At 63.8% G+C, this 21108-nt stretch carries 22 protein-coding genes; 7 read left to right on the top strand and 15 right to left on the bottom strand.

The genetic code is table 11. The features are described 5' to 3' along the window. Positions 1-38: 38 nt before the first annotated feature. Together fliQ and fliR are read left to right on the top strand one after the other, a co-directional pair. A complete protein-coding gene (gene fliQ, locus P3T25_RS11765) occupies positions 39-308 on the top strand; it encodes a flagellar biosynthesis protein FliQ (RefSeq protein ID WP_028198519.1) in 270 nt (89 codons plus the stop codon). 46 nt (positions 309-354) lie between these two features. Continuing rightward, positions 355-1137: a flagellar biosynthetic protein FliR gene (fliR, locus tag P3T25_RS11760; RefSeq protein WP_154559844.1), complete on the top strand. Its 783-nt coding sequence runs from the start codon at positions 355-357 to the stop codon at positions 1135-1137. A 77-nt stretch (positions 1138-1214) separates the two neighbouring features. Here fliR and flgL read toward each other — a convergent pair whose 3' ends face one another. From flgL to flgB, 12 genes are all read right to left on the bottom strand, one after another. Next, complete coding sequence (gene flgL, locus P3T25_RS11755; protein ID WP_154559845.1) at positions 1215-2435, bottom strand: flagellar hook-associated protein FlgL; 1221 nt, start codon at positions 2433-2435, stop codon at positions 1215-1217. Between the two features lie 10 nt (positions 2436-2445). Next, positions 2446-4422, bottom strand: a complete 1977-nt coding sequence (gene flgK, locus P3T25_RS11750) for a flagellar hook-associated protein FlgK (protein WP_429358149.1) — start codon at positions 4420-4422, stop codon at positions 2446-2448. 156 nt (positions 4423-4578) lie between these two features. Further along, entirely contained in the window at positions 4579-5352 is a 774-nt protein-coding gene (locus tag P3T25_RS11745) for a flagellar brake protein (RefSeq protein ID WP_171927628.1), read from the bottom strand. Positions 5353-5762: 410 nt separating this feature from the next. Continuing rightward, a complete protein-coding gene (gene flgJ, locus P3T25_RS11740; protein ID WP_171927629.1) occupies positions 5763-6761 on the bottom strand; it encodes a flagellar assembly peptidoglycan hydrolase FlgJ in 999 nt (332 codons plus the stop codon). A 12-nt stretch (positions 6762-6773) separates the two neighbouring features. Next, complete coding sequence (locus P3T25_RS11735; protein WP_429358148.1) at positions 6774-7979, bottom strand: flagellar basal body P-ring protein FlgI; 1206 nt, start codon at positions 7977-7979, stop codon at positions 6774-6776. Between the two features lie 2 nt (positions 7980-7981). Further along, the gene (gene flgH / locus P3T25_RS11730) at positions 7982-8680 is read right to left on the bottom strand and encodes a flagellar basal body L-ring protein FlgH (RefSeq protein ID WP_154559850.1); all 699 of its coding nucleotides are present in this window, start codon (positions 8678-8680) and stop codon (positions 7982-7984) included. 41 nt (positions 8681-8721) lie between these two features. Further along, complete coding sequence (flgG, locus tag P3T25_RS11725) at positions 8722-9510, bottom strand: flagellar basal-body rod protein FlgG (RefSeq protein ID WP_168435648.1); 789 nt, start codon at positions 9508-9510, stop codon at positions 8722-8724. A 108-nt stretch (positions 9511-9618) separates the two neighbouring features. After that, a complete protein-coding gene (gene flgF / locus P3T25_RS11720) occupies positions 9619-10377 on the bottom strand; it encodes a flagellar basal-body rod protein FlgF (protein ID WP_429358147.1) in 759 nt (252 codons plus the stop codon). Positions 10378-10396: 19 nt separating this feature from the next. Then, complete coding sequence (locus P3T25_RS11715; RefSeq protein ID WP_171927632.1) at positions 10397-11908, bottom strand: flagellar hook protein FlgE; 1512 nt, start codon at positions 11906-11908, stop codon at positions 10397-10399. A gap of 43 nt (positions 11909-11951) precedes the next feature. After that, a complete protein-coding gene (gene flgD, locus P3T25_RS11710) occupies positions 11952-12683 on the bottom strand; it encodes a flagellar hook assembly protein FlgD (protein ID WP_175054003.1) in 732 nt (243 codons plus the stop codon). 10 nt (positions 12684-12693) lie between these two features. Then, positions 12694-13119 (bottom strand): flagellar basal body rod protein FlgC, encoded by a 426-nt coding sequence (flgC, locus tag P3T25_RS11705; protein ID WP_054038463.1) that lies wholly within the window; start codon positions 13117-13119, stop codon positions 12694-12696. Positions 13120-13227: 108 nt separating this feature from the next. Continuing rightward, positions 13228-13722, bottom strand: coding sequence for a flagellar basal body rod protein FlgB (gene flgB, locus P3T25_RS11700; protein WP_429358146.1), 495 nt, complete (start codon positions 13720-13722; stop codon positions 13228-13230). A 218-nt stretch (positions 13723-13940) separates the two neighbouring features. Between flgB and flgA the strand changes: the two genes are divergently transcribed. The 5 genes from flgA to P3T25_RS11675 all read left to right on the top strand — a co-directional run bounded on the left by flgA (position 13941) and on the right by P3T25_RS11675 (position 17470). Continuing rightward, complete coding sequence (gene flgA, locus P3T25_RS11695) at positions 13941-15476, top strand: flagellar basal body P-ring formation chaperone FlgA (protein ID WP_429358145.1); 1536 nt, start codon at positions 13941-13943, stop codon at positions 15474-15476. 198 nt (positions 15477-15674) lie between these two features. Then, the gene (flgM, locus tag P3T25_RS11690; RefSeq protein ID WP_168435649.1) at positions 15675-16031 is read left to right on the top strand and encodes a flagellar biosynthesis anti-sigma factor FlgM; all 357 of its coding nucleotides are present in this window, start codon (positions 15675-15677) and stop codon (positions 16029-16031) included. Positions 16032-16125: 94 nt separating this feature from the next. After that, positions 16126-16572 (top strand): flagella synthesis protein FlgN, encoded by a 447-nt coding sequence (locus P3T25_RS11685; protein ID WP_154559855.1) that lies wholly within the window; start codon positions 16126-16128, stop codon positions 16570-16572. Positions 16573-16880: 308 nt separating this feature from the next. Beyond that, on the top strand, positions 16881-17063 hold the full coding sequence (locus P3T25_RS11680; RefSeq protein WP_429358144.1) for a type II toxin-antitoxin system HicA family toxin: 183 nt from the start codon (positions 16881-16883) through the stop codon (positions 17061-17063). Beyond that, positions 17060-17470, top strand: coding sequence for a type II toxin-antitoxin system HicB family antitoxin (locus P3T25_RS11675; RefSeq protein ID WP_429358143.1), 411 nt, complete (start codon positions 17060-17062; stop codon positions 17468-17470). The genes P3T25_RS11680 and P3T25_RS11675 overlap by 4 nt, the downstream gene beginning before the upstream one ends. A 57-nt stretch (positions 17471-17527) precedes the next feature. Here the strand turns inward: P3T25_RS11675 and P3T25_RS11670 are convergent, their stop codons facing one another. From P3T25_RS11670 to flhF, 3 genes are read right to left on the bottom strand one after another with little or no spacing between them, the layout of a single operon-like run. Then, positions 17528-18262, bottom strand: a complete 735-nt coding sequence (locus tag P3T25_RS11670) for an RNA polymerase sigma factor FliA (RefSeq protein WP_054038479.1) — start codon at positions 18260-18262, stop codon at positions 17528-17530. A 28-nt stretch (positions 18263-18290) separates the two neighbouring features. Then, a complete protein-coding gene (locus P3T25_RS11665; RefSeq protein WP_429358142.1) occupies positions 18291-19160 on the bottom strand; it encodes a MinD/ParA family ATP-binding protein in 870 nt (289 codons plus the stop codon). Continuing rightward, positions 19153-21057, bottom strand: a complete 1905-nt coding sequence (flhF, locus tag P3T25_RS11660) for a flagellar biosynthesis protein FlhF (protein ID WP_266258889.1) — start codon at positions 21055-21057, stop codon at positions 19153-19155. Before flhF ends, P3T25_RS11665 begins: the two co-directional genes overlap by 8 nt. Between the last annotated feature and the right edge of the window lie 51 nt (positions 21058-21108).

Here is a 21108-nt window from a genome sequence, read left to right as displayed (position 1 = left end):
TTGCGTCACTCAATCCTTCACGCTTCCGGTACTACGCCATGAATCAGGAATCCGTCATGACGCTCGCGCACCAGGCCATGTATGTCGGCCTGCTGCTTGCCGCGCCGTTGTTGCTGGTCGCGCTGGTGGTCGGTCTGGTGGTGAGCCTGTTCCAGGCCGCGACGCAGATCAACGAAACCACGCTGTCGTTCATTCCGAAGCTGCTCGCGATCGCCATCACGATGGTGATCGCCGGTCCGTGGATGTTGACGACCATGCTCGACTATCTGCGCCAGACGCTCACCAATATCCCGTCGCTAGTCAACTGAGCGCGGCCCCGGCTTCAGCTCGGCGCTTGCCCCCTTCCCCACCGCCATGTTTTCCGTCACCTACGCCCAACTGAACGTCTGGCTCACAGCGTTCCTGTGGCCGTTCGTGCGGATTCTCGCGCTGGTGGCGACCGCGCCGGTGCTCGGCAACCGCTCGCTGCCGACGCGCGTGAAGATCGGCCTCGCGGCTTTCATCACGATCATCGTCGCGCCCACGCTCGGCGCGCTGCCGCAGGTCACGGTGTTTTCCGCCGAAGGCGTGTGGATTATCGTCAACCAGTTCCTGATCGGCATCGCGCTCGGCATGACAATGCAGATCGTGTTCCAGGCAATCAGCGCCACTGGCGATTTCGTCGGCCTCGGCATGGGTCTCGGTTTCGCGACATTCTTCGACGCACAGGCAAGCAGTTCGAGCCAGGTGCTGTCGAGCTACATGAACATCATCGCAATGCTGGTGTTTCTGGTGATCGACGGCCATTTGCAGATGATCAGCGCGCTCTTGACCACGTTCCAGTCCGTGCCGGTGTCGGCGAACATTCTGGGCGCGCCCGGCTGGCGCACGCTGGCGAATTTCGGCAGCACGGTGTTTTCGGCTGGCCTGTTGCTGTCGCTGCCGGTGGTCGTCGCGCTCCTGATCACCAATATTTCGCTCGGCATCCTGAACCGCGCCGCGCCGCAAATCGGTGTATTCCAGATCGGCTTTCCGCTGACCATGCTGATCGGCATGCTGCTCCTGCAACTGATGATCCCGAACATGATTCCGTTCTTCATGCGCCTGTTCGACGTCGGCCTCGATCAGATGGGGCGTGTAGCGGCGGGGTTGAAGTAGCGCGGCCCCACCCAAAACAAAGAAGGGCGGAACCGGCTCACACCGGCTTCCGCCCTTCCTCGTTTCAGACTGCTCGCTTAATTCAGGTACTGGAACAGCGAAACGCTCTGGATCTTCACGAACGCCTGCTGCGCCGCTTGCAGCGCGTTTTGCGTCATCGTGTACTGGCCGATCGTCTTGGCCATGTCCGTCTGCGTCAGATCCGCGAGGTTGCTCGACGTCTGCAACGTGTTGGTCTGGGTGACGGTCTGCAACGCCTGCACTTGCTGCTCGCGGCCACCCACCGCCGCCTGCGCGGTCACGACGTTGTTCATCGTGTTTTCGAGCTGGGTCATGCTGGTGGTCAGTGCGCTCTGGTAGCTGGCCGTCGAGGCGCCGCCGGACAGCGGCGATTGCAACGTGGTGATCAACTGGCTCAGATTGGCGAACACATCCATGCTGCCTTGCGTGGCCGGCGTTACGGAAAAGCTGTCGCCCGCGTTCGGTGCGCCAGTGATGTTCACCGTCTGGCCGCCAAGCGTGATCGCCGAGCCGGCCGTAAACGGTTGCGGCGCGCTCGTGGTCGGCGCCCCGCTCGGCGGGGTCTGGGTCACCGTGTAGGTGGTCGCCGACGTGAAGTTGATCGCGTACGTATCCGCATTGGCCGGATTGGTCGGGTTCGTCAGGCTCACGGTGCTGATCACGCCCGTGCCCGTGTTGCCGGCCGTCGCGGCCGGCACCGAGCTGGTGCCGATCGCTGCCACGCTCCCGAAGATCGCGAGACCGTTGTCGCCGGTCTGAATCGTGTGCGAGGACGTGATCTGCATGGAAGGCGTACCGGTATCGCCCGAATAGCTCACGACACCGGCCGCGTTGGTGGTGTACGGCGTCGCAGTGGTTTGATAACCACCGAACAAGGCATTGCCCTGCGGGTCGGTCGCATTGGCGAGCGTCATCAACTGGCTGCGCAAGCTCTGCAATTGCGTCGCGATCGAACCGCGGTCGCCGTTGTTCAGCGAACCGTCGCCGGCGCTCAGCACCAGCGTGTGAATGCTCTGCAGCACGGTATTGACACTGCCGAGCGTCGAATCTTCCTGTTGCAGCGAAGAGAGTGCAGCGCCCTGGTTGGTCGTGTACTGCGACAGGCTCGTCGCCGTCGAACTCAGCAGCACCGCCTGCGCCGCGCCGAGCGGATTGTCCGACGGCGTGGAGAGGCTCACGCCGCTCGAGATCTCTTGATACAACTGCGACAACTGAGCTTGCTGATCGCTCATCGTCGCCACGTTCATATTGAAGTACTGCGTACTGGAGATGCGCATGTTCAACGCCTCACTGGAAGATGCCGAGTATCGTCTGGAACAGGGTCTGCGCAGTCTGGATGACCTTGCTGTTCGCCTGATAGAGCTGCTGATACTGAAGCAGGTTGGCTGCTTCTTCGTTGATGTTCACGCCCGAGACCGACTGCTGCGCGGTGGTGATCTGCGTCACCAGCGCGGTCTGCGCCGTGCTCGAGGTCTGAATCTGATTGGTCTGGTTGCCGATCTGGTTGACGTAGTTCGCATACGCGCCCGTCAGCGTGACCGTGCCGCCCGCCAATACCTTCGCCGCGGAGAGGTTCGACAGCGCCAGTGCATTGCGGCCGTCGTTGCTCGCGCCGGTGTTCGGGCCGATGGTGAACGTGTCGCCGGCAGCCGGTGCGCCGCTGATCGTCACCGAGACGTTGTTCATCTGGCCGGCGGTCGGGTTGGTGATCGTCAGCGCTGCCCCCGTAGCCGACGAATACGGCACCACGGTCGCCGCAGTGGCGATCGGGTAAGAGGTGGGGGGCGAGCCCGCTACTGTCACCGTCGAACCGGCCGGGAAGCCTGAGAGACCCGCGCCGTTGTAAGACAGCGTGGTGGTCGCATTCGGCATCGTGTAACCGGCCGTCACCGAGCCTTGCGAGATCGTACCGGTGCCGGTATTGCTCGCCGTTGCCGCCCCGAGTACCGGTGCCGCGGCGGCAATCGCCGATGGGTCCGTGGTCGCGGTGTTGAAGCTGTTCAGCGCGCCGCGGGTCGGTTCTACCGTAAACGAATCGCCGGCGTTCATCGTGCCGGTGGTCGAGAAATTCAGGCCGTTGATCGGCAGGGCCAGCGTGGTCGCCGAGCCCACCACGCTGCCGGTCGAATTGTCGGTCAGCGTGTAGCTGGTGCCGGTATAAGCCAGCGTGTAGTCGCCGGTGGTCGGCTGCGCAGGATTCGCGAACGAGACGTTCAGCGACGCGTTGCCGGTGTTCTTCGTATTCGCGTAGACGGTCGGGCCGCCCACCGAAAACAGCGCGCCGCCCTGGGCGCCAGCGAGCGTGATGCCGAGGCCGTTCTGCGCGTTGACCTGCGCGGAAAAGCTCACCGCAATCGCGCCGAGTTGCGCTTCGGACGGATCGAGCGTCTGGCTGCGGAACGCCAGCAGGCCGCCAAGCGTGCCACCCGTGATCTTGCTGTCGGGCAGGTTTTGCGGCGCAGCGGCCGGGTTTGCACCTGCCTGGCCGAGATACTGCACCGACAGTTCGCTGGTGTCGCCTGTCGAAGGCGCCGTACCCAGGTTGTAGCTATTGGTGGACGATACGAGCGGCTGGCCGTTGCCCATGAACACGCTATAGCTGCCGTTGCTGTTCACGACGTTCACGCCGATCAGTTGCGACAGGTTCGACACGGCTTGATCGCGCTGATCCATCAGCTGGTTCGGCGGCTGACCTTGCGTGCTGGCCTGGGAGATCTGCCCGTTCAATTGGGCGATCTGCTGCGTGTAGCTATTGATTTGCGAAACGGTGTTGCTGAGCTGCGTGTTGACGCTCTGGCGCATCGCGTCGTATTGCTGACCCGCGGCATTGATCTGATTCACGAGCGTCTGCGCGCCGCTTATCGCGCCCTGGCGGGTGGACAGGCTGGAGGCGTTGTTCGAGACGTTCTGCAAACCGGTGAAGTAGCTGGTGATCGCGCTTGCAATGCCGGCTGTCGGGCTACCGACAAGATTGTTCAACTGCGAGATCATCGTGTTGTACGTCGACAGCGATCCGCCCGAGCTCTGCGCATTGTTCAACTCAGTGGTCAGATACTGGCTGTACTGGCGTGTCACGGTGACGGTCGAGACGCCCTGCGGCAAAAAGCCGGAACCCGTGTACTGGCCACCGGTTTCGGCGTAGACCGGCGTTTCGATCGTGTAGCCCGGCGTCGACGCATTGCTGATGTTCTGGCCGGTCGTCGTGAGTCCCCACTGGGCTGCGTTCAGTCCACTGAGTCCGAGATTGATGAGGTTGCTCGACATGCGTCATCCTGAAGGGCGACACCGACCACTTGCCGCCGCGTTACTTGAACATCCTGTTTAACGGCCCCCACGAGGAAAAATTGAGGGCCATTCCGATGCTTGTTCGACGTTTGTTTCAACGTTTGCGAGGCGCGTGCAGCAAGGCTCTTTCGCCGTTCAGCGCACCAGCGAGCGGCGCTTCATTTCGAGTTGCGTAATCAGACGCTGCAGCGTGTTTTCGGCGCTGCCCGGCAGCGTCAGAAAACGGAAGCCGAGTTGATAGCGCTGCGTGCCGTTCGGCAATGCGGTGGAACGGTGCGACACCAGTTGCAGATCGAGCGAAAGGCGGCCAAGCGAGCCGAGCGACAGTTCGCAATCCTGCAGCCGCGTGCCCATCGGCAATTCGGCCACGCGTTCATCCGAGGTGCGCATGCCGACGCCGCCGAGCGACAGATCGTGCACTTCGAAGCGGAACGTATCGCCTTCGGGCAAACGGCCGCTGCACATATACGGATCGAGAATCGGCGCATCGACGCGAAAATACTCGCGGCGCTGCACGTGGTACAGCACTTCGGGGAAGTCGGACTCGAATGCGGGCAGTCCTTCGTAACGGGTTTCGCGCGGGGTGCCGGTGGCGAACTCGACGCGCACGCCGTCAGGCGACGCGTGGAACTGACAGCGCGGCGCGCCCAATAAGCCTTTGTTCTGTTCGGAGAGTGCGCCCCAATCGAACGTGAAGGTGCGCCCGCGCACGTCGACATCGAGCAGGCGCGTCACGAGCTGACCGCCCGCATATTCAACGGTGAGGAAATCGCCGCGATTGACGAGGTTGCGTAACTGAACGCCAATCTCCAGCGGATTGCGACGGCCGAAATCGGGTGCGCTTTCGTCTAGCGTGGCGTGCGACTGGCCGGGTGCGTCGGTCTGGCCGTGCGACTGGGTAGTATCCATAGGCTTGCCGGTATGCATGTTCTTGCGGGCGCGTGCCAGGGCTCCTGCCGGGGCTTTCGCGCGGCCTTCATCGAAGCCGCAGCACGCGCATTCAACCGGACATTAAACGCTTTCCGGTATCGGGTCTAACTAATTAGCGGCAGCATTCAGCCAAAATTTAGGGGCGTGTAATGAAATATTTGCCGCAAACGTTAAACGCCGATATTCCAGCAGTGGAATCCGCGTGCATCGAATCCCGGCAACAATCACGCCGGTTATGCGGGTGGACCGGCCGCCTGTAGGCGGCCGGCCTCGTCCGTCTTGTTATGCACCTGGCCCCGTCGCGTGCATACTTTATTCGAGAAAATCAGACTGCATAAACCGATCGGCTGCGCAGTCGAGTGCGACTGTGCACCTGCATTAACGGCAGGTCAGCCCATTTTCTGCATGATGGACATCAGCTTTTTCGCGTAATGCGGATCGGTCGCGTAACCCGCGCGCTGCATGCCGTTGGCAAAGCCATTCACGTCATGCGAGGAGTTGATCACCTGCGCATAACGCGGGTTGCCCTTGAGCATGCTCGCGTAGTCGGTCATCGCTTCCTGGTACGAGTCGTACGCGCGGAATTTTTCGACGGTGCGCTGCGGCTTACCGTTCACATATTCGGTCGTGACCGTCGAGACGGTCTTGCCGGTCCAGTCCTTGGTCGCCTTGATGCCGAACACGTTGTGGCTGGTCGAACCGTCCGACTTCCTGATCTCGCTCTTGCCCCAACCCGATTCGAGCGCGGCCTGGCCGATGATGAAGCGCGCCGGAATGCCGGTTGCCGCGCTGGCGGCTTGCGCCGGCTCGGCGAGCTTGTCGACGAAGGCGTCGACCTTCGGCGAGCTGCCGTCGCCTTTGATCGGCGGAGTCAGCGCGCTGTTGGCCGAGTAGCCCTTGCCCATCGCCAGTTGGCCGTTGGCCTGCGCGTTGCCGTAAGCCTTCGCGAGCGCATTCAGCGCCGCGGTCTGGCCTTCGTCGCCGCCGCTGCCGCCACCGAGCGCATTGGCCATGCCGGCGAGGCCGCCGCCTGCGCCGCTCGCGCCGCCCACCTGCATGCCCTGATTGCGCATCATCTGCTTGAGCATCGCGTCGGCGACACCAATGCCCTTCTGCGACAGTTGTTGCGACAACTGCTGATCCATCATCGACGTGAAGGTGGCGCTGTCGTGCGAATCGAACGGACCATCCTGTGGCGTCGCATCGCGCATGCTCTTCAGCATCATCTGCGTGAACACCGCGTCGAACTGTTGCGCCGCCATCTTCATGCCGGCTTGCGGCGAGGCCTTGGCCTGTGCGCTCAACTTGCCGAAGCCCTGCACGTCGAGCGCGAAGCGCTGGGTCAGGTCGTTCGCCGCATTGGCGGAATTGGTCGTATCCGAATTCATCTGTTGTCTTCCTTAGATGATTTCCAGGTCGGCGCGCAAAGCGCCCGCCGCTTTCATGGCCTGCAGGATCGACATCAGATCCGCGGGCGTCGCACCCAGTGCGTTGAGCGCCTTCACCACTTCGGCAAGGTTCGCGCCGGCGGTCACCAGCTTCAGTGCGCCGTTGTCCTGCTTCATCTGAATCTGCGATTGTTGCGCGGTCACCGTCTGGCCGTTCGAGAACGCGCCTGGCTGACTCACCACCGGCTGCGTATTGATCACCACGGACAGATTGCCGTGCGCCACCGCGCAGCTTTGCAGCGTGACCATCTGGTTCATCACGATCGAGCCGGTACGCGCGTTCAGGATTACCTTCGCGGCCGCTTGCGCCGGCTTGACGTCGAGGTTCTGCAATTGCGCCATGAAGGCGACCTGCTGCTCCGGATCGGAGGGCGCGCGCAGTTGAATCGTGCGGCCGTCGAGCGCCGTGGCCGTGCCGCTGCCGAACGCGTTGTTCACCGCGGCCACCACGCGCTGCGTGGTGTCGTAGTCCATGTCGTTCAGGTCGAGCTGCATCGTGCCCGCTTGCGATACCGAGGTCGGCACCGCGCGTTCGACGATCGCGCCGCCGGCGATGCGGCCCGCATTGAGTGTATTCACCTGCACCTTGCTGCCGTTCGCGCTCGCGCCGGCGCCGCCGACCGCCACATTGCCCTGGCCAAGCGCATACACCTGGCCGTCCGCGCCCTTGAGCGGCGTAAGCAGCAGCGTGCCGCCGCGCAGGCTCTTCGAATTGCCGAGCGACGACACCGTCACGTCGATCGCTTCGCCGGGACGCGCGAACGGCGGCAACACCGCCGTCACCATCACCGCGGCGACGTTCTTCAACTGGATGTTCGACAGCGACGATTGCTGGTTGGTCGAGCCCGCCGCCTGGTTGTTGATCGAGATGCCGAGGTTCGCCAGCATGTTGGCGAGTGTCTGCGTGGTGAACGGCGTCTGCGTGGTCTGGTCGCCCGTGCCGTCGAGACCGACGACGAGGCCGTAGCCGATCAGCGGGTTGTCACGCACGCCCTGGATCTGCACGAGGTCTTTCAGACGTTCGGCATAAGCGGGCGTAGCGGCCGGCAGCGCGGCGCAAGCAAGCGCGATGAAGGCCAGTGCACGGCCCACGCGAGCCAATCGCGCGAGAGGTGCGGCGAATGCGGCGCAGCGGGAGCGGGAGAAGGCGGTACACATGATCACCACGGCGACACGTTGAGGAAGAAGCGCTGCAGGAAGCCCATGTTCTCGGATTCGTCGATATAGCCCTTCGCGGAGTATTCGATTTTCGCGTCGGCCACCTGGGTCGAGTACACGGCGTTCAGGTTGGAGATCGTGTTGGGATTCACCACACCGGAAAAGCGCACGAATTCGTTGCCCTGGTTGATCAGCATCTGCTTCTCGCCGCTGACCATCAGGTTGCCGTTCGGCAGCACGCCGGTCACCGTCACCGTGATCGTGCCGCTGAACGTATTCGACGCATTCGCACCGCCGGTTGCCGAAAACTTGTTGGCGCCGTTCGCGCTCAGGTTGGTCTTGCCGAACAGGCCGCCGAGAAAACCGGCGGTCGGCACGTCGAAGTTGGTGTTGCCGTTACGGTTGACCCCTGCGCCCGACGACTTCGTTGCGTTGACGTTTTCCTGAATCACGATCGTCAGGATGTCGCCCACATTGCGCGGCCGCTGATCTTCGAACAGCGGCCGGCCCGCGTAACCCGGGTTGTAGATCGAGCCCGGCGATTGCGCCTGCGGCGGCATCGGCGGCTGTGCCGTCATCGGTTGCTGGACGATCGGCTGCTTCGGCACGAGGCCGCAGCCACCCAGCACCGCGAGCAGTGTGAGCTGCACGAGCGCCTGAGCGGTGCGCGAATGAACCGGGTTACGAGTGAAGTGCGACATCTTGATTATTACCGCCTGTTAATTCCCCAGTCCCTTACGCCTTAAACCTGCATCTGGCTGAGGGTCTGCAGCATCTGGTCGGAGGTCGTCACGGCCTTGCTGTTGATTTCGTAAGCGCGCTGCGTCTGGATCATGTTCACCAGTTCCTGCACCACGTTCACGTTCGATGCTTCCACGTAACCCTGATTCAGCGTGCCGGCGCCGTTCAGGCCCGGTTGCGCGACGTTCGGCGCACCCGACGAAGCCGTTTCCGAGAACAGGTTTTCACCCTTTGCATCCAGACCGGCCGGGTTGATGAAGGTAGCGACCTGCATCGAGCCGAGCTGCTGGCTGTTGGTCGAGCCGGCGACGGTGATCGACACCACGCCGTCGCTGCCGATGGTCAGCGAGGTTGCGTTGTTCGGAATCGTGATCGCCGGAATCACCTGGTAGCCGCTCGACGTGACGAGCTGACCCTGCGCGTTGGTCTGGAACGAACCGTCACGCGTGTAGGCGGTGGTGCCATCGGGCATCTGCACCTGGAAAAAGCCCTGACCGTTGATGGCGACGTCTTTCGAGTTGCCGGTCTGCTGCAGGTTGCCCTGCGTGTAGAGACGTTCGGTCGCGACCTGTTGCACACCTGTGCCGAGCTGGATGCCGGACGGCAGTTCGGTGTTTTGCGTCGAGTTTGCACCCGGCTGACGGATGGTCTGATACAGCAGATCCTCGAACACCGCGCGCGAGCCCTTGAAGCCGTTGGTGCTGACGTTCGCGAGGTTGTTCGAAATCACGTCCATCTGCGACTGTTGCGCATTCATGCCGGTGGCGGCGATGTAGAGCGAGCGATTCACTATTCTTCTCCTATGTCGACCGGAGTTAGCGCTTTAGCGCTTAGTCCGGTCCCATGCAAAGCTGTCGTTCGGAGTTAGCGCTTTAGCGCTTACTCCGGGCCCATCCCGTTAGCTAAAGCTGAGCATCTGGTTGGCGGACTGGTCGTTCTTGTCCGCGTTTTCCAGCAGCTTGGTCTGCATCTGGAACTGGCGAGCGTTGGTGATCATCGCGACCATCGCGCTGACCGGATTCACGTTGCTGCCTTCAAGCGATGCCGGCGCCAGCGTGACGGCCGGATCGGCGTCGGCGGCATTGCCGTCGGCGGTGCGAAAGAGGCCGTCGTCGCCGCGCGTCATGGTTTGCGGATCCGGATTCACCAGCTTCAACTGATCGACCGTCACCACCGCCGTCGGCGGATCGCCCGGCGTCAGCGCGGACACCGTGCCGTCCTTGCCGATGGTGATTTCCGCACCCGGCGGCACCGATACCGGGCCGCCGTTGCCGAGCACCGTCTGGTTCATGGCGTTCACCAGTTGACCGTTCTCGTCGACGTGCAGATTGCCGGCGCGCGTATAGGCCTCGTTGCCGTCGGCGGTTTGCACCGCCAGCCAGCCCGGACCCTGGATCGCCACGTCGAGCGGGTTGCCCGTCTGCTGGATCGGCCCCGGCGTATAGTCGGCACCCGGCGTCGACGACAGCACGAAGGTGCGCGTGGTGGTGTCGTTGATCGAACTGCCGTCGCCGAACGCCATCGGCACGGCGCGGAAAGTTGCAAGCTGCGCGCGAAAGCCGGTGGTCGAGGCGTTCGCCAGATTGTTGGCAACGATAGCCTGCTGTTCGAGCGCTTGCGTGCTGCCCGACATCGCGGTGTAGATCAGCCGATCCATGATGGGAAGTCCCGGTCGCTTACAGGTTGATCAGGGTCTGGTCGACGGTCTGCTGGGTCTTGATCGTCTGCGCGTTCGCCTGATAGTTGCGTTGCGCGGTGATCAGGTTCACCAGTTCGCTCGTCAGGTCGACGTTCGAGTTTTCCACCGCGCCGCCTTGCAGCACGCCGTGGTTGGTCGAGCCAGGCGCTGAGATCTGCGCGACGCCCGATTGGGACGTCTGCTGGAACTCGTTGTTGCCGAGGTTCACGAGACCGTTCTGGTTCGAGAAGTTCGCGAGCACGACCTGGCCGAGCGCCGCGGTTTGCTGGTTCGAGTAGTTGCCGGTCAGCGTGCCGTCGGCGCCGATCGTGAAGCTCGTCAGCGTGCCGGCTGCGAAGCCGTCGGGCTGCAGCGAGTTCACGCCGTCCTTGCCGCCGTACTGCGTCGTGCCGCCGATATTCAGCGTCAGGTTCTGCGGCGTCGACGAACCGTCGGTGGTCGGAACGCTGAAGTTGAAGACGAACGGCGTGGTGGTAGCAACGCCGGCCGCGTTGGTCGTGCCGAGCAGCGTGCCCGACGAGTTGAAGTTCGCGTGTCCAACCAGGCTTGCGGTACCGGTCGAGGTGCCCGCGTACACGTTCCACGTGCCGGCCGAGGTCTTCGCGAAGTACATGTTGACCGTCTGCGAGCCGCCAAGCGAGTCATAAACCGTCGTGCTGGTCGAGTAGTTATACGTCGACGAGCTGTTCTGGTTGAACGCGACCGGGGTCGGCGCGATCGCAACGCTGTCGCCAGTTGCCGGCACGCCGTTGAACGTGATGGTCTGGCCGTTGCCGAGCGAGACCGCCGTGCCGGCCGTGTACGTAGCGGCGGCGGTCGTCGTGCCGAGCGTGGTGTCGGTCACCGTGTAGGTCGTCGGGCTCGTGAAGTTGACGGTGTAGCTGTCGTTATTCGTGCCCGAGGCGGTGTTCGTGATGGTCGCGCCGGGCGTCGTGAGCGTGCTGCCCCCGACAAGGGTCGGCGTCACGGCCGGCGTGCCGAGCATCAGCGGATCCTGCGCGTTCAGGTTCAAACCGGCGACGATCTTGGTGGTCGCTTGCGGCGCGATATTCGCGGTCGGCACGCTGAGCGGCACAGTCTGCGCGGTGTTGATGATCCCCGCGCCGTTCGCGGCGTAGCCCATCAGTTGCAGGCCTTGCGCGTTGACGATGTTGCCGTTCTTGTCGAGCTGGAACACGCCGTTGCGCGAGTACACCAGCGAGCCGTTGTTCGACAACTGGAAGAAGCCGTTGCCGTTGATCGCGACGTCGAGCGCCTGGTTGGTGCTGGTGATCGTGCCTTGCGAGAACTGCTGCTGCACTTCAGAGAGCTTGGTGCCGATGCCGACCTGATTGCCCACCGCGGTCGCCACTGAATTGGCGTACATGTCGGCGAATTGCGCCGCGCCGCTCTTGAAGCCAACCGTGTTCGCGTTGGCAATGTTGTTGCCGATCACGTCGAGGTCGCTCGACGACGCGGACAAACCACTCAAACCTTGTTGGTAACCCATGACGGTCTCCGTATCTGGAAAGTCGTAACTGACAGAATCTGAATCAGAGGATGGCGGCGACGCTGGTCAGCCCCACGGTCGTGCCGTTCGACAGCACGAGGCCCGGCGTACCGCTGCTCTGCATGACGACGCTTTGCACCGTCGCGCCCGTGAGCGTCGTGGCCGTTGCCTGCTGACCGTTGATCGTGCCGACCGCGCTGATCGTGTAGCTGCCGTCGGGCAGCGTGTTGCCGGCCGAATCCGTCGGCGTCCAGCCCACCGGAATCGTGCCCGCCGACTGCTTGCCGAGGTCGATCGTGTTGACGATCGTGCCCGCCGAGTTCTTCACCACCACCTGCAGATCGCTCACCGAATTGGCGAGCTGCACGCCGAACGCGCCGGCCTTGCCGCTTGCAACCGACACCGAGCTGCCCGGCGCGAGCACGGTCGAGCCGATCAGCAGCGCGGCTTGCGACTGCTGGCCTGCCGACATCTGCGTGGCGAGCGAGGTGAGCGTCGTGTTCAACTGGCTGATGCCCGACACCGTGTTGATCTGCGCCAGCTGCGAGGTCATCTGCGAGCTGTCCATCGGATTGGTCGGATCCTGATTCTTCAACTGCGCGACGAGCAGTTGCAGGAAAGTATTCTGCAGATCGGTCGCCGAGGTGCCCGACGTGCTGCCGGTCGAGCTGGTGGAGCTGGTCGCGCTCTTGGTGCTGCTCGTGCCGTTCATCGTATCGAGCAGCGTTTGCGACACGTTCGTGCCATTGCTGCCGATGGTGGTGTTGGTGGTCAAGGAATTCTCCTCAGGTTCCGATCGTGAGCGTTTTCAACATCAGTGTCTTGGCGGTGTTCAGGGTCTCGACGTTGGCCTGGTAAGAGCGCGAGGCCGAGATCATGTTGACCATTTCCTGCACCGGGTCGACGTTGGGCAGCGTGACGTAACCGTCCGGGTTGGCCGCCGGGTTGCCGGGGTCGTAGGCGGTCTTCATCGGCGTCGGGTCGTCGACCACGCCGGTGACCTGCACGCCGCCGATCTGCTGACCGGAGCCCGTGCGCGCGCCACCGATCGGGCTGACCGCGAACACGACCTGCTTGGCCTTGTACGGCTGACCGTCCGGGCCGGTCGTGCTGTCCGCGTTGGCGAGATTCGACGCCGTCACGTTGAGCCGCTGCGACTGCGCTGACATCGCGGAGCCTGCAACACCAAAAATGTTCATCAGGGATGGCATGTTTCCTGACCTCTCCTGCCGGGTCGAGCCGGCTTCCTGTTAAATCCCGTAGCGATTTGTTCCTGCGTACTGCGTATCTGGTATTGCGCCGATCGTTGTGCCGGCTATTTACGATCCCGACTGGATCGCCGCGAGCATCGTCTTGATCTGGCCCGACAGCACCGTCATGCCCGATTCGAAGTGCAACGTGTTGTCCGCGAACTGCACGCGTTCCGTATCGATGTCGACCGTGTTGCCGTCGAGCGCGGGTTGCGTCGGAATGCGGTACTGCAGATTGCCGTAGTCGTCCGGTGTGCCACCGGTCGGCGTCAGCGTCGTCTTGCCGGACATGTGACCCGGCGCGGTCGACACCATCGACATGCCGCTCGTCACCCCTGCGGGCTGCGTCATGGCGAGCGTCGAGTTGTTCGAGGCGCCCGTGCCCGCACCGCTGCCGGTCTTCTTCAGCGCGCCGGCCAGCGACGAAGCGAAGTCGACGTCGCGCGCCTTGTACCCGGGGGTATCGGCGTTGGCGATATTCGACGACAGCAGTTCCTGCCGGTAAGCGCGCACATCGAGCGCCTGGCGGCCAAAGGCGAATTCGGCATCGAGTTTGTCCAGCATAGAAATCTCCGGAGAACGTTCCCGAGGCTTCCCGTTTTGTGCCTCGCGTGAGGATTGCGTCGGCCGGGAAGACCTTTTTGCATGAAGTGCATCTTATGGGCCGAACGCAAGTGGCAATCGGACGAATAACCGGGAAAGGGGGCTTCTATTCAACGTTTGCACAATGGGGGCGCTCACTAGAATGCAAAGCGTACCGATGCATTCGATGGAGAAACACGATGGACCAGCCCACCTTCGACCCGACGCACCGCGCAAGCTGCGCGGCGGCGCATCGCGTGGGTGCTGGCGCCGTGCGGCGTGTTTCGCGCGGTGCATCCCGTCTCCTGACGCGTCTCGTCGTGAATCTGGCGGTATGGGTCGCCGGCGGCATCGTGCTGCTGCCGGCCACGACTCAGGCTCAGCAGGCTCAGGACGCCGGTGGTCCGATCGTGATTCCCGGCCCGGGAGAAAAGAATCCGGCCGCGCTCAGCGATCTGGCCGCGCAGATGCAGGCAGCGCCCGCGAAACGCACGGGGTCCGCGGCGACGCTCGCCGCCGCTACCGCGCAGTCGCTGACGCCGGGGCCGGTCGCGCGCGACGCCGATCAATTCACGCGCGCCGCCAACGCGAGCGGCTCGATCGTCATTCCGGGCGCGGGCGAGCCGCCTGCCGCGCCGCAGATGATCCGTACCAGTTTTAAGCCCGACGCAAACGGAGTCGTGACGATTCCCGCGCCGGGAAGCGCCAATGTGGCTACGGCCGCAACGACTCCGCCGGCCGGGATGGCGCGCGTCAATGGGGCGCCGGCCTCGCGTCAGATCGTGCCGGTCGTGATGACGCCGGCGCCGTCGCTCAATGCCGGGCGGCAAGCCGCCGGCGTGCAGTCGGTCGTCGCCAATGCGCCTAACGGCGTAGCCGCCAGCGCGCCGGCAGCCGGTGGCTTCGACAGTCTTGCTTCGCGCGGCGAGCCGCCGCAACTGGGCGCGAACGGCAAACCCGTCGTGACCACGGCGGTGGCCGCGCCGACACCCGCGCCGATGCCGCCACCGCCTGCCACCATCGCCAGCACGCCGTCGATGCGCCAGGTGGCGCCGGCTGTCGCGCAACAGAATCTGCGACCCGCAGCGGTGGCGCAACCCGTCCCGCAGGCAGGCCAGCAAGACGCCGAGGCGATCCGAAGTGCCGCGCTCGCCTTCCTGCAACAGCAGTCGGCAGGCTTGCCCGGCAAGGTCGAAATCACCGTCGCGCCGGCATTTCCGCGCGGGCTCGCGGCCTGCACGATGCTCGAACCCTTCATGCCCAGCGGCGCGCGCCTGTGGGGCCGCATGACCGTCGGGGTGCGCTGCGCCGGCGAACGGCCGTGGACCATTTATCTGCAAGCGCGCGTTTCGCTGCGCGCCACTTACTATCTGGCCGCCCGCGCAATGGCGCCGGGCGAAGTGTTCACCGCCGCCGACCTCGTCGCGCGTGACGGCGACCTGACCGGTTTGCCGCAGGCGATCGTCACGGACCCGTCACAGGCAGTCGGCTCCGTGTCGCTCGTGCGCATCGCCGGCGGCATGCCACTGCGCCGCGACATGCTGAAAAGCGCGTCGGCGGTGTCGATCGGACAAACGGTGCGGGTTGTCGCGGCGGGCAACGGTTTCGCGATTTCGGCCGAAGGCAGCGCGATGAACAACGCGTCGCCGGGCCAGCAGGTGCGGGTGAAGACGGCTAACGGCCAGATCATCTCCGGCATCGTCAAGGATGGTTCGACGGTGGAGATTCAGTTGTGACGCGGCCCGGCGGCAAGTCCGGCAGCCCGTCCGCCGGCGTGGATTCACATGCGACGGCCGGTACGGCTGACGCAGTGGATGTCGAACCCGTCGTGGGGCCGGATCGCCTTGAAAGGCGAGGCAAAACCTGGAGCGATTGCGCTAAAGTTTTGATCAGCGGTTGCCGTTATCAAGATCAAATCGTTCAGGAAGCCAATCGTGAAAGTCGATTCCACAACCAATTCGAATCTGCCGTCGTTGAAAGACGCCCTGTCGCGCTCGCAGCAAAGCGACGCGACGAGCGCGAACAGCAACGCGCAGAGTGCGGGCACGACCTCGCAGACCACCACCAGCAGCGGTTCGGGCGACGCCAGCGTCAGCCTGTCGGGTCTGTCGCAGCATCTGCGCAGCCTCGCGGCGTCCGGCTCGGCCGATATCGACACGGCGCACGTCGAGTCGATCAAGGCAGCCATCAAGGACGGCTCGCTGAAGATCGATTCCAGCAAGATCGCCGACGGCGTGCTGAATACCGCGCGCGAACTGTTGCAAAGCAAAACCTCGTCGACCGGCAACTAATCGACGCATCGAAATACGGTGAATTGCCGGGCGGCATTCGACAAACCCGGCTCGCGAATCATGCGCGAGCTGTCGTGTTCAGCGAGTTGTTGAGATGAAAGACGCCCTGCTTGCCACCCTCATCGAAGAATATTCGGCCGTCGAGGCGTTCGCCTCGATTCTGACGCTCGAGACCAAGGCGCTGACTGCCTTGTCGCCGCTGGAACTGCTGCCGCCGATCGTCGAGAAGAAAACCGAACTGATCGGCCTGCTCGCCAGGCTCGAGACCACCCGTGACACGCTGCTCGCGGAAATGGGCCTTCCGGCCGGCTGGCCAGGCATGGAGCTCGCAGCAAGCGCGGATGCGCGGCTGGCCGATCAATGGGCGCTGCTGCAAAAGGCCGCCGAGCGAGCGCGGCGCTTCAATACGAGTAACGGTGAACTGATCCGCGTGCGGATGGACTACAACCAGCGCGCGCTGACGGCGCTGCAGGTGGCCGTGCCGCAGAAGGCCGGTTTCTATGGACCGGATGGCCGGATTCCCGCGCGTCCCGCGGCCTGAAGATTTCGCTGGAACGGCGCGTTTCACGCGCCGACGCAATTGAGTAGCTTGCTTTGAACAAAAAGGGTTCGTCTTTGACGAGCCCTTTTTGTTTTCCCTTCCCGCACTGGGCGCCCAAGCCCGCCGCCAACGCGCGTTAGCCATCCGGCGAGGTAGCGCGAAACTCTCCGCCACGTTGAAATCACGGCTTCCCCCACTGGGCCTATCCGCGGTCACGTGCAGCTTTCGAGGCTGCCTTTGACGAACCTGGCGGAGCGTTACCCACTAGCGAGGTTGTGTAATCGTGTGTATGATTCGAGGAGTGCAATATGAACAGTGCCGAGGTCGTCAAAGTGATTCAAGCCGATGGCTGGCGGCTGATCCGCATATCGGGCAGCCACCACCATTTCCGGCACGCGGTAAAAGCCGGTCTCGTGACCATCCCGCATCCGAAGAAAAATCTTCCGCCCGGCACACTGAACAGCATCTTGAAACAGGCAGGCCTGAAATGAAGAACCTGATTTTCCCGATCGCGATCGAACCTGGTGACACGCATCAAGCGTTCGGCGTGGTCGTTCCCGATATTCCGGGTTGCCATTCGGCGGGCGATTCGCTGGAAGAAGCCTACGCGAACGCGAAGGAAGCGATCGAGGCGCATCTGGATACGCTGCTCGACGAAGGGTTGCCGATTCCCGAACGGCTGACGCTGGACGAGCATCGGCGCAATCCGGACTACACGGGTTTCACGTGGGGTTTCGTGACAACGCGGAATATTCCGGCGTTGAAGAAAGCGGTGCGTATCAATATCTCGCTGCCCGAGGCGCTGGTGCACGATATCGACGCTTACGCACAAGCGCGCGGCATGTCGCGCTCGGCGTTTCTCGCGCTGGCCGCGGAGCATGAGATGGCGGACGCGTAACAGGAGGGAAAACAAGGCGGACGTTTCGCGCACCGCCGGTCAGCCATCCGTCTCAGCTCAAGTCGCCTCGGCGTTCGCCCAGGCCATTTCGCGCAGGCGCGTGCGCAAGCGCGCCACGGCCTGGCTGTGCAACTGGCACACCCGCGATTCGCTGACTTCCATCACCGCGCCGATTTCGCGCAGGTTCATGCCGCGTTCGTAGTACAGCGACATCAGCAGCTTCTCGCGCTCCGGCAGGCGGTCGATCGCTTCAACGAGTGCCGAGCGCAGGCTGTCGTCCAGCAGCGCCGACAGCGGGTCCGAATGATCGACGCAGTAACGGTCGAGAAACGGTTCGTCGTCCGCGGACCGATCGAAGTCTTCGTAATAGATCAACTGGCTGCCGTGCAGATCCTGGAGCATCGACTGGTACTCGTCGAGCGGCATTTGCAGATGCTCGGCGATCTCCGTTTCGCTCGCCGAGCGGCCCAGATTCTGTTCGACCTTGTGCACGGCAGATTCGACTTCGCGCGACGTGCGCCGCAAGCTGCGCGGCAACCAGTCGTTGCTGCGTAACTCGTCGAGCATCGCGCCGCGAATCCGCTGGCTGGCATACGTCTCGAACTGCGCGCCCTGGTCTTCCTTGTAGCGGCTCGCCGCGTCCAGCAGTCCGATCATGCCGGCCTGGATCAGGTCGTCGAGATCGACGCTTGCCGGCATCTTGGCAACGAGCTGCAAGCCGAGGCGACGCACGAGAGGCGCGTACTTCGTCAGAACTTCGGCTTGGGAAATCTTTCCCTGAGCGTTATACATCGTGCTCCCCTTGTCCATGTGCCGCCTCTCAGGCGTGCTGCGCGGACGGTTGGTCGGCGTGTTGCGCCGCTGTAACTGTCGCAGGCGCCATCCAGGGCGTTTGCGACGACATCGCTGGCCGCATCGGCCAGTACTGCAATTCGGCGGCAAGGTGCCGGAAGTCGCGCGCGGCCGGTGTCGATGGGAACGCATCGACGACACACCGCGACAACTCAAGGGCTCGCGCCATTCGCACATCGGCGGCAATGCATCCGGCGTCTTCCAGCGCCACCGTCAGGTAGCGTCCAGCCACGCCGGCGAGGTTGACAAACGCGGTATGCGCGTCGTCCACGCTCTGCACGTGGTTCACCAGCACGCGAAACTGCGCGGTGGCGTGCGCGTAGTGCAGACGCTTCATGCACGCGTACGCCTCGGTGATCGCTTGCGCGGCCACCCTTGTCACGATCATCAGGTCGTGCGCCTGCATCGCGAGGGGCGAAAGATGGCCGTGCTCATCGAGTTGCGCATCGATCAGCACGATGTCCGCGGAACCGCGCAGCAGCACGTCGAATTGCGCGGCCGTGCGGCCTTCTCGGTTGTTGCGCGAGGCGGCCAGCACGGAGAAGCCCAGTGCGTGGCGCGCGGCAGCGTCGTCGAGGGTCATTTCGCCACGCATCACCGCCGCAAAATTGCCTGCGCCGCGCACGCCGCCGAGCATCGCGCTCACCGATTTGTCGCCGAGGCACTCGTCGATCACCAGCACGTCCTTGCCTTGCTGCGCGAGCGCCGCGGCGAGGTTCACTACCGTCGTTGTACAGCCGACGCTGGCCGAGCCGCCCGTCACCGCAATCACGCGCGAGCCGCTACGAGCCAACAGCCGCCGCAGTCCTTCTGCCTGATCGGACATGAACTTATCCAAAGCGGACCTCGTGCAGTTCGGCCGTAGAACGCGCCGACAGCGCGGACAGCAACGCCGGAATGTCGTCGTCGTGCGGCACGAATGGAGAGTTGTCGCGCGGGATGCAGAACGTACTCTTGATCAGGAATTTCTTCGTTGCGACGTACAGGTTTTCCGGCACCTTCTGACCGGTCGACACGTAGTGCACCGGCAGCTTGTAGCGGATCACCGTATCGAGCACGCCGCCCAGATTGGTGGCTTCGTCGAGCTTGGTCAGAATGCAGCCGGCGAGCGGCTGTTGATCCGGCGCGCGCTGATAGGCCTGCACGACTTCGTTCAGCGTATCGCCGTGGCTCGTCGCGTTGAGCAGCAGGAGACGCTGCACCGGCTGGCCGGCGCGGCACAGCATCGCGATCTGGTCGGAGACCAGGCGGTCGCGCTGGCTCATGCCGATCGTGTCGATCAGCACGATGTGCTTGTTGCGCAATTCGGAGAGCGCGAGTTGCAGATCGCCGCCGTCTTTCACCGCGTGAACCGACACGCCGAGAATCTTGCCGAAGATGCGCAGTTGTTCGTGGCCGCCGATCCGGTAGCTGTCGGTGGTGAGGAGCGCCACCTTGCTGGCGCCGAAGCGCATCACGCAGCGCGCGGCGAGCTTGGCGGTGGTCGTGGTCTTGCCGACGCCCGTCGGGCCCATCAGCGCGAACACCCCGCCGCGCTCCATCAGCGCGTCTTCGTCTTCCATCACCGGCAGGTTCGATTCGAGCACCGAACGCACCCACTCCATGCCGCCTTCCATGTTGTCGACGTCGTCGGGCAGGTTGTCGACCATCATCTGCACGAGTTGCGCGGAGAAGCCGGCGGCGAACAGGTGTTTGGTGAGCGCCGCGCGCGCCGGGCTGCGGCGCTGGCGATCGCCCCACAACAGGCCGGCGAAGTGTTCTTCCATCATCCCGCGCATCGACGACAGCTCGCTCATCACGGTGTCGTTGACGACTTGCTCCATGCGCGTCTTGATCGCTTCGGCGACCGAAGCGGGCGTGCGGGCGTCGTCGGCGGCAGGCAGCGATGCGGCCACTTTCTGAGCGGCGCGGCGCGCGGCGAGTTGCGCGCCTTCACGGGCCCACTCGGGCGTATCGGTGACTTGCTGCGCGGCCGGTTGCGAGGCCTGTTGGCCCGCTTCCACCGCAGCGCCGAGGCCCTTGGCCATGGCGGCAGCGGGTGTCATCGCAGCGGGGCGCGCGCTGTACGCGCCTTGTTGTTGCTGTTCGGCGGCGATGCGGCGAGCGTGGTCGATCAGCCAGGGATTCGATTCAGCCATCGTGCGCGGCGCTTGAGCTTCGGCGGCTTTGAGCAGATCGGCGCGGATGTCTTCGGTGAGACGCGTTGCAGCAGCGCGGGCGCTGGGTTGCTCCGTGTTGATCGGTTGCGGCAGCGACGCGGCAGCGGCCAGCGCTGCTTTGGGCGCGTTCGGCAGCGTGGCCTTCGGCGCGGCAGGGACGACGGCGGACTTCGCGGCTGAGCCTGAGGCGGCGTTGGCGGTTTGAACGGTGCCAACGACGTTCGGCGTCATGTTCTCGGCGCCCGCTTCCGGGCTTGCGCCGAACACCGACGAGAACACATCGGGCATGCCGCTCGCATACGGATTCGCTTGCATCATCGGATTGGCGCGCGGTGCGGCGAGCGCGGGCTGTTGTCCGGCCATGGCGTTCATCGGCGTGGCCAGCGGTGCGCCTGCGCTGCCGCGCGGCGCTTTCGGCGTGATGGCGGCGAGGTCGCTATCGGCCAGGGCAACGATCTCGACGCTGCCGTCTTCCATCGTGCGGTTGGACAAAACGACGGCATCCGGGCCCAAGGCTTCGCGCACGAGACGCAGAGCATCGCGACTGGTAGCACCGACAAATTTACGAATGTTCAAGCTGGACCCCCGATGAGGTATACGGACTTAAGGACTACCGGACCGGCAACA

The organism is Paraburkholderia sp. GAS32 (assembly GCF_050434225.1).
Taxonomy (GTDB): domain Bacteria; phylum Pseudomonadota; class Gammaproteobacteria; order Burkholderiales; family Burkholderiaceae; genus Paraburkholderia; species Paraburkholderia madseniana.
Note: the sequence above shows the minus strand (reverse complement) of the source record. Positions and strands in the feature narration are given on the sequence as shown.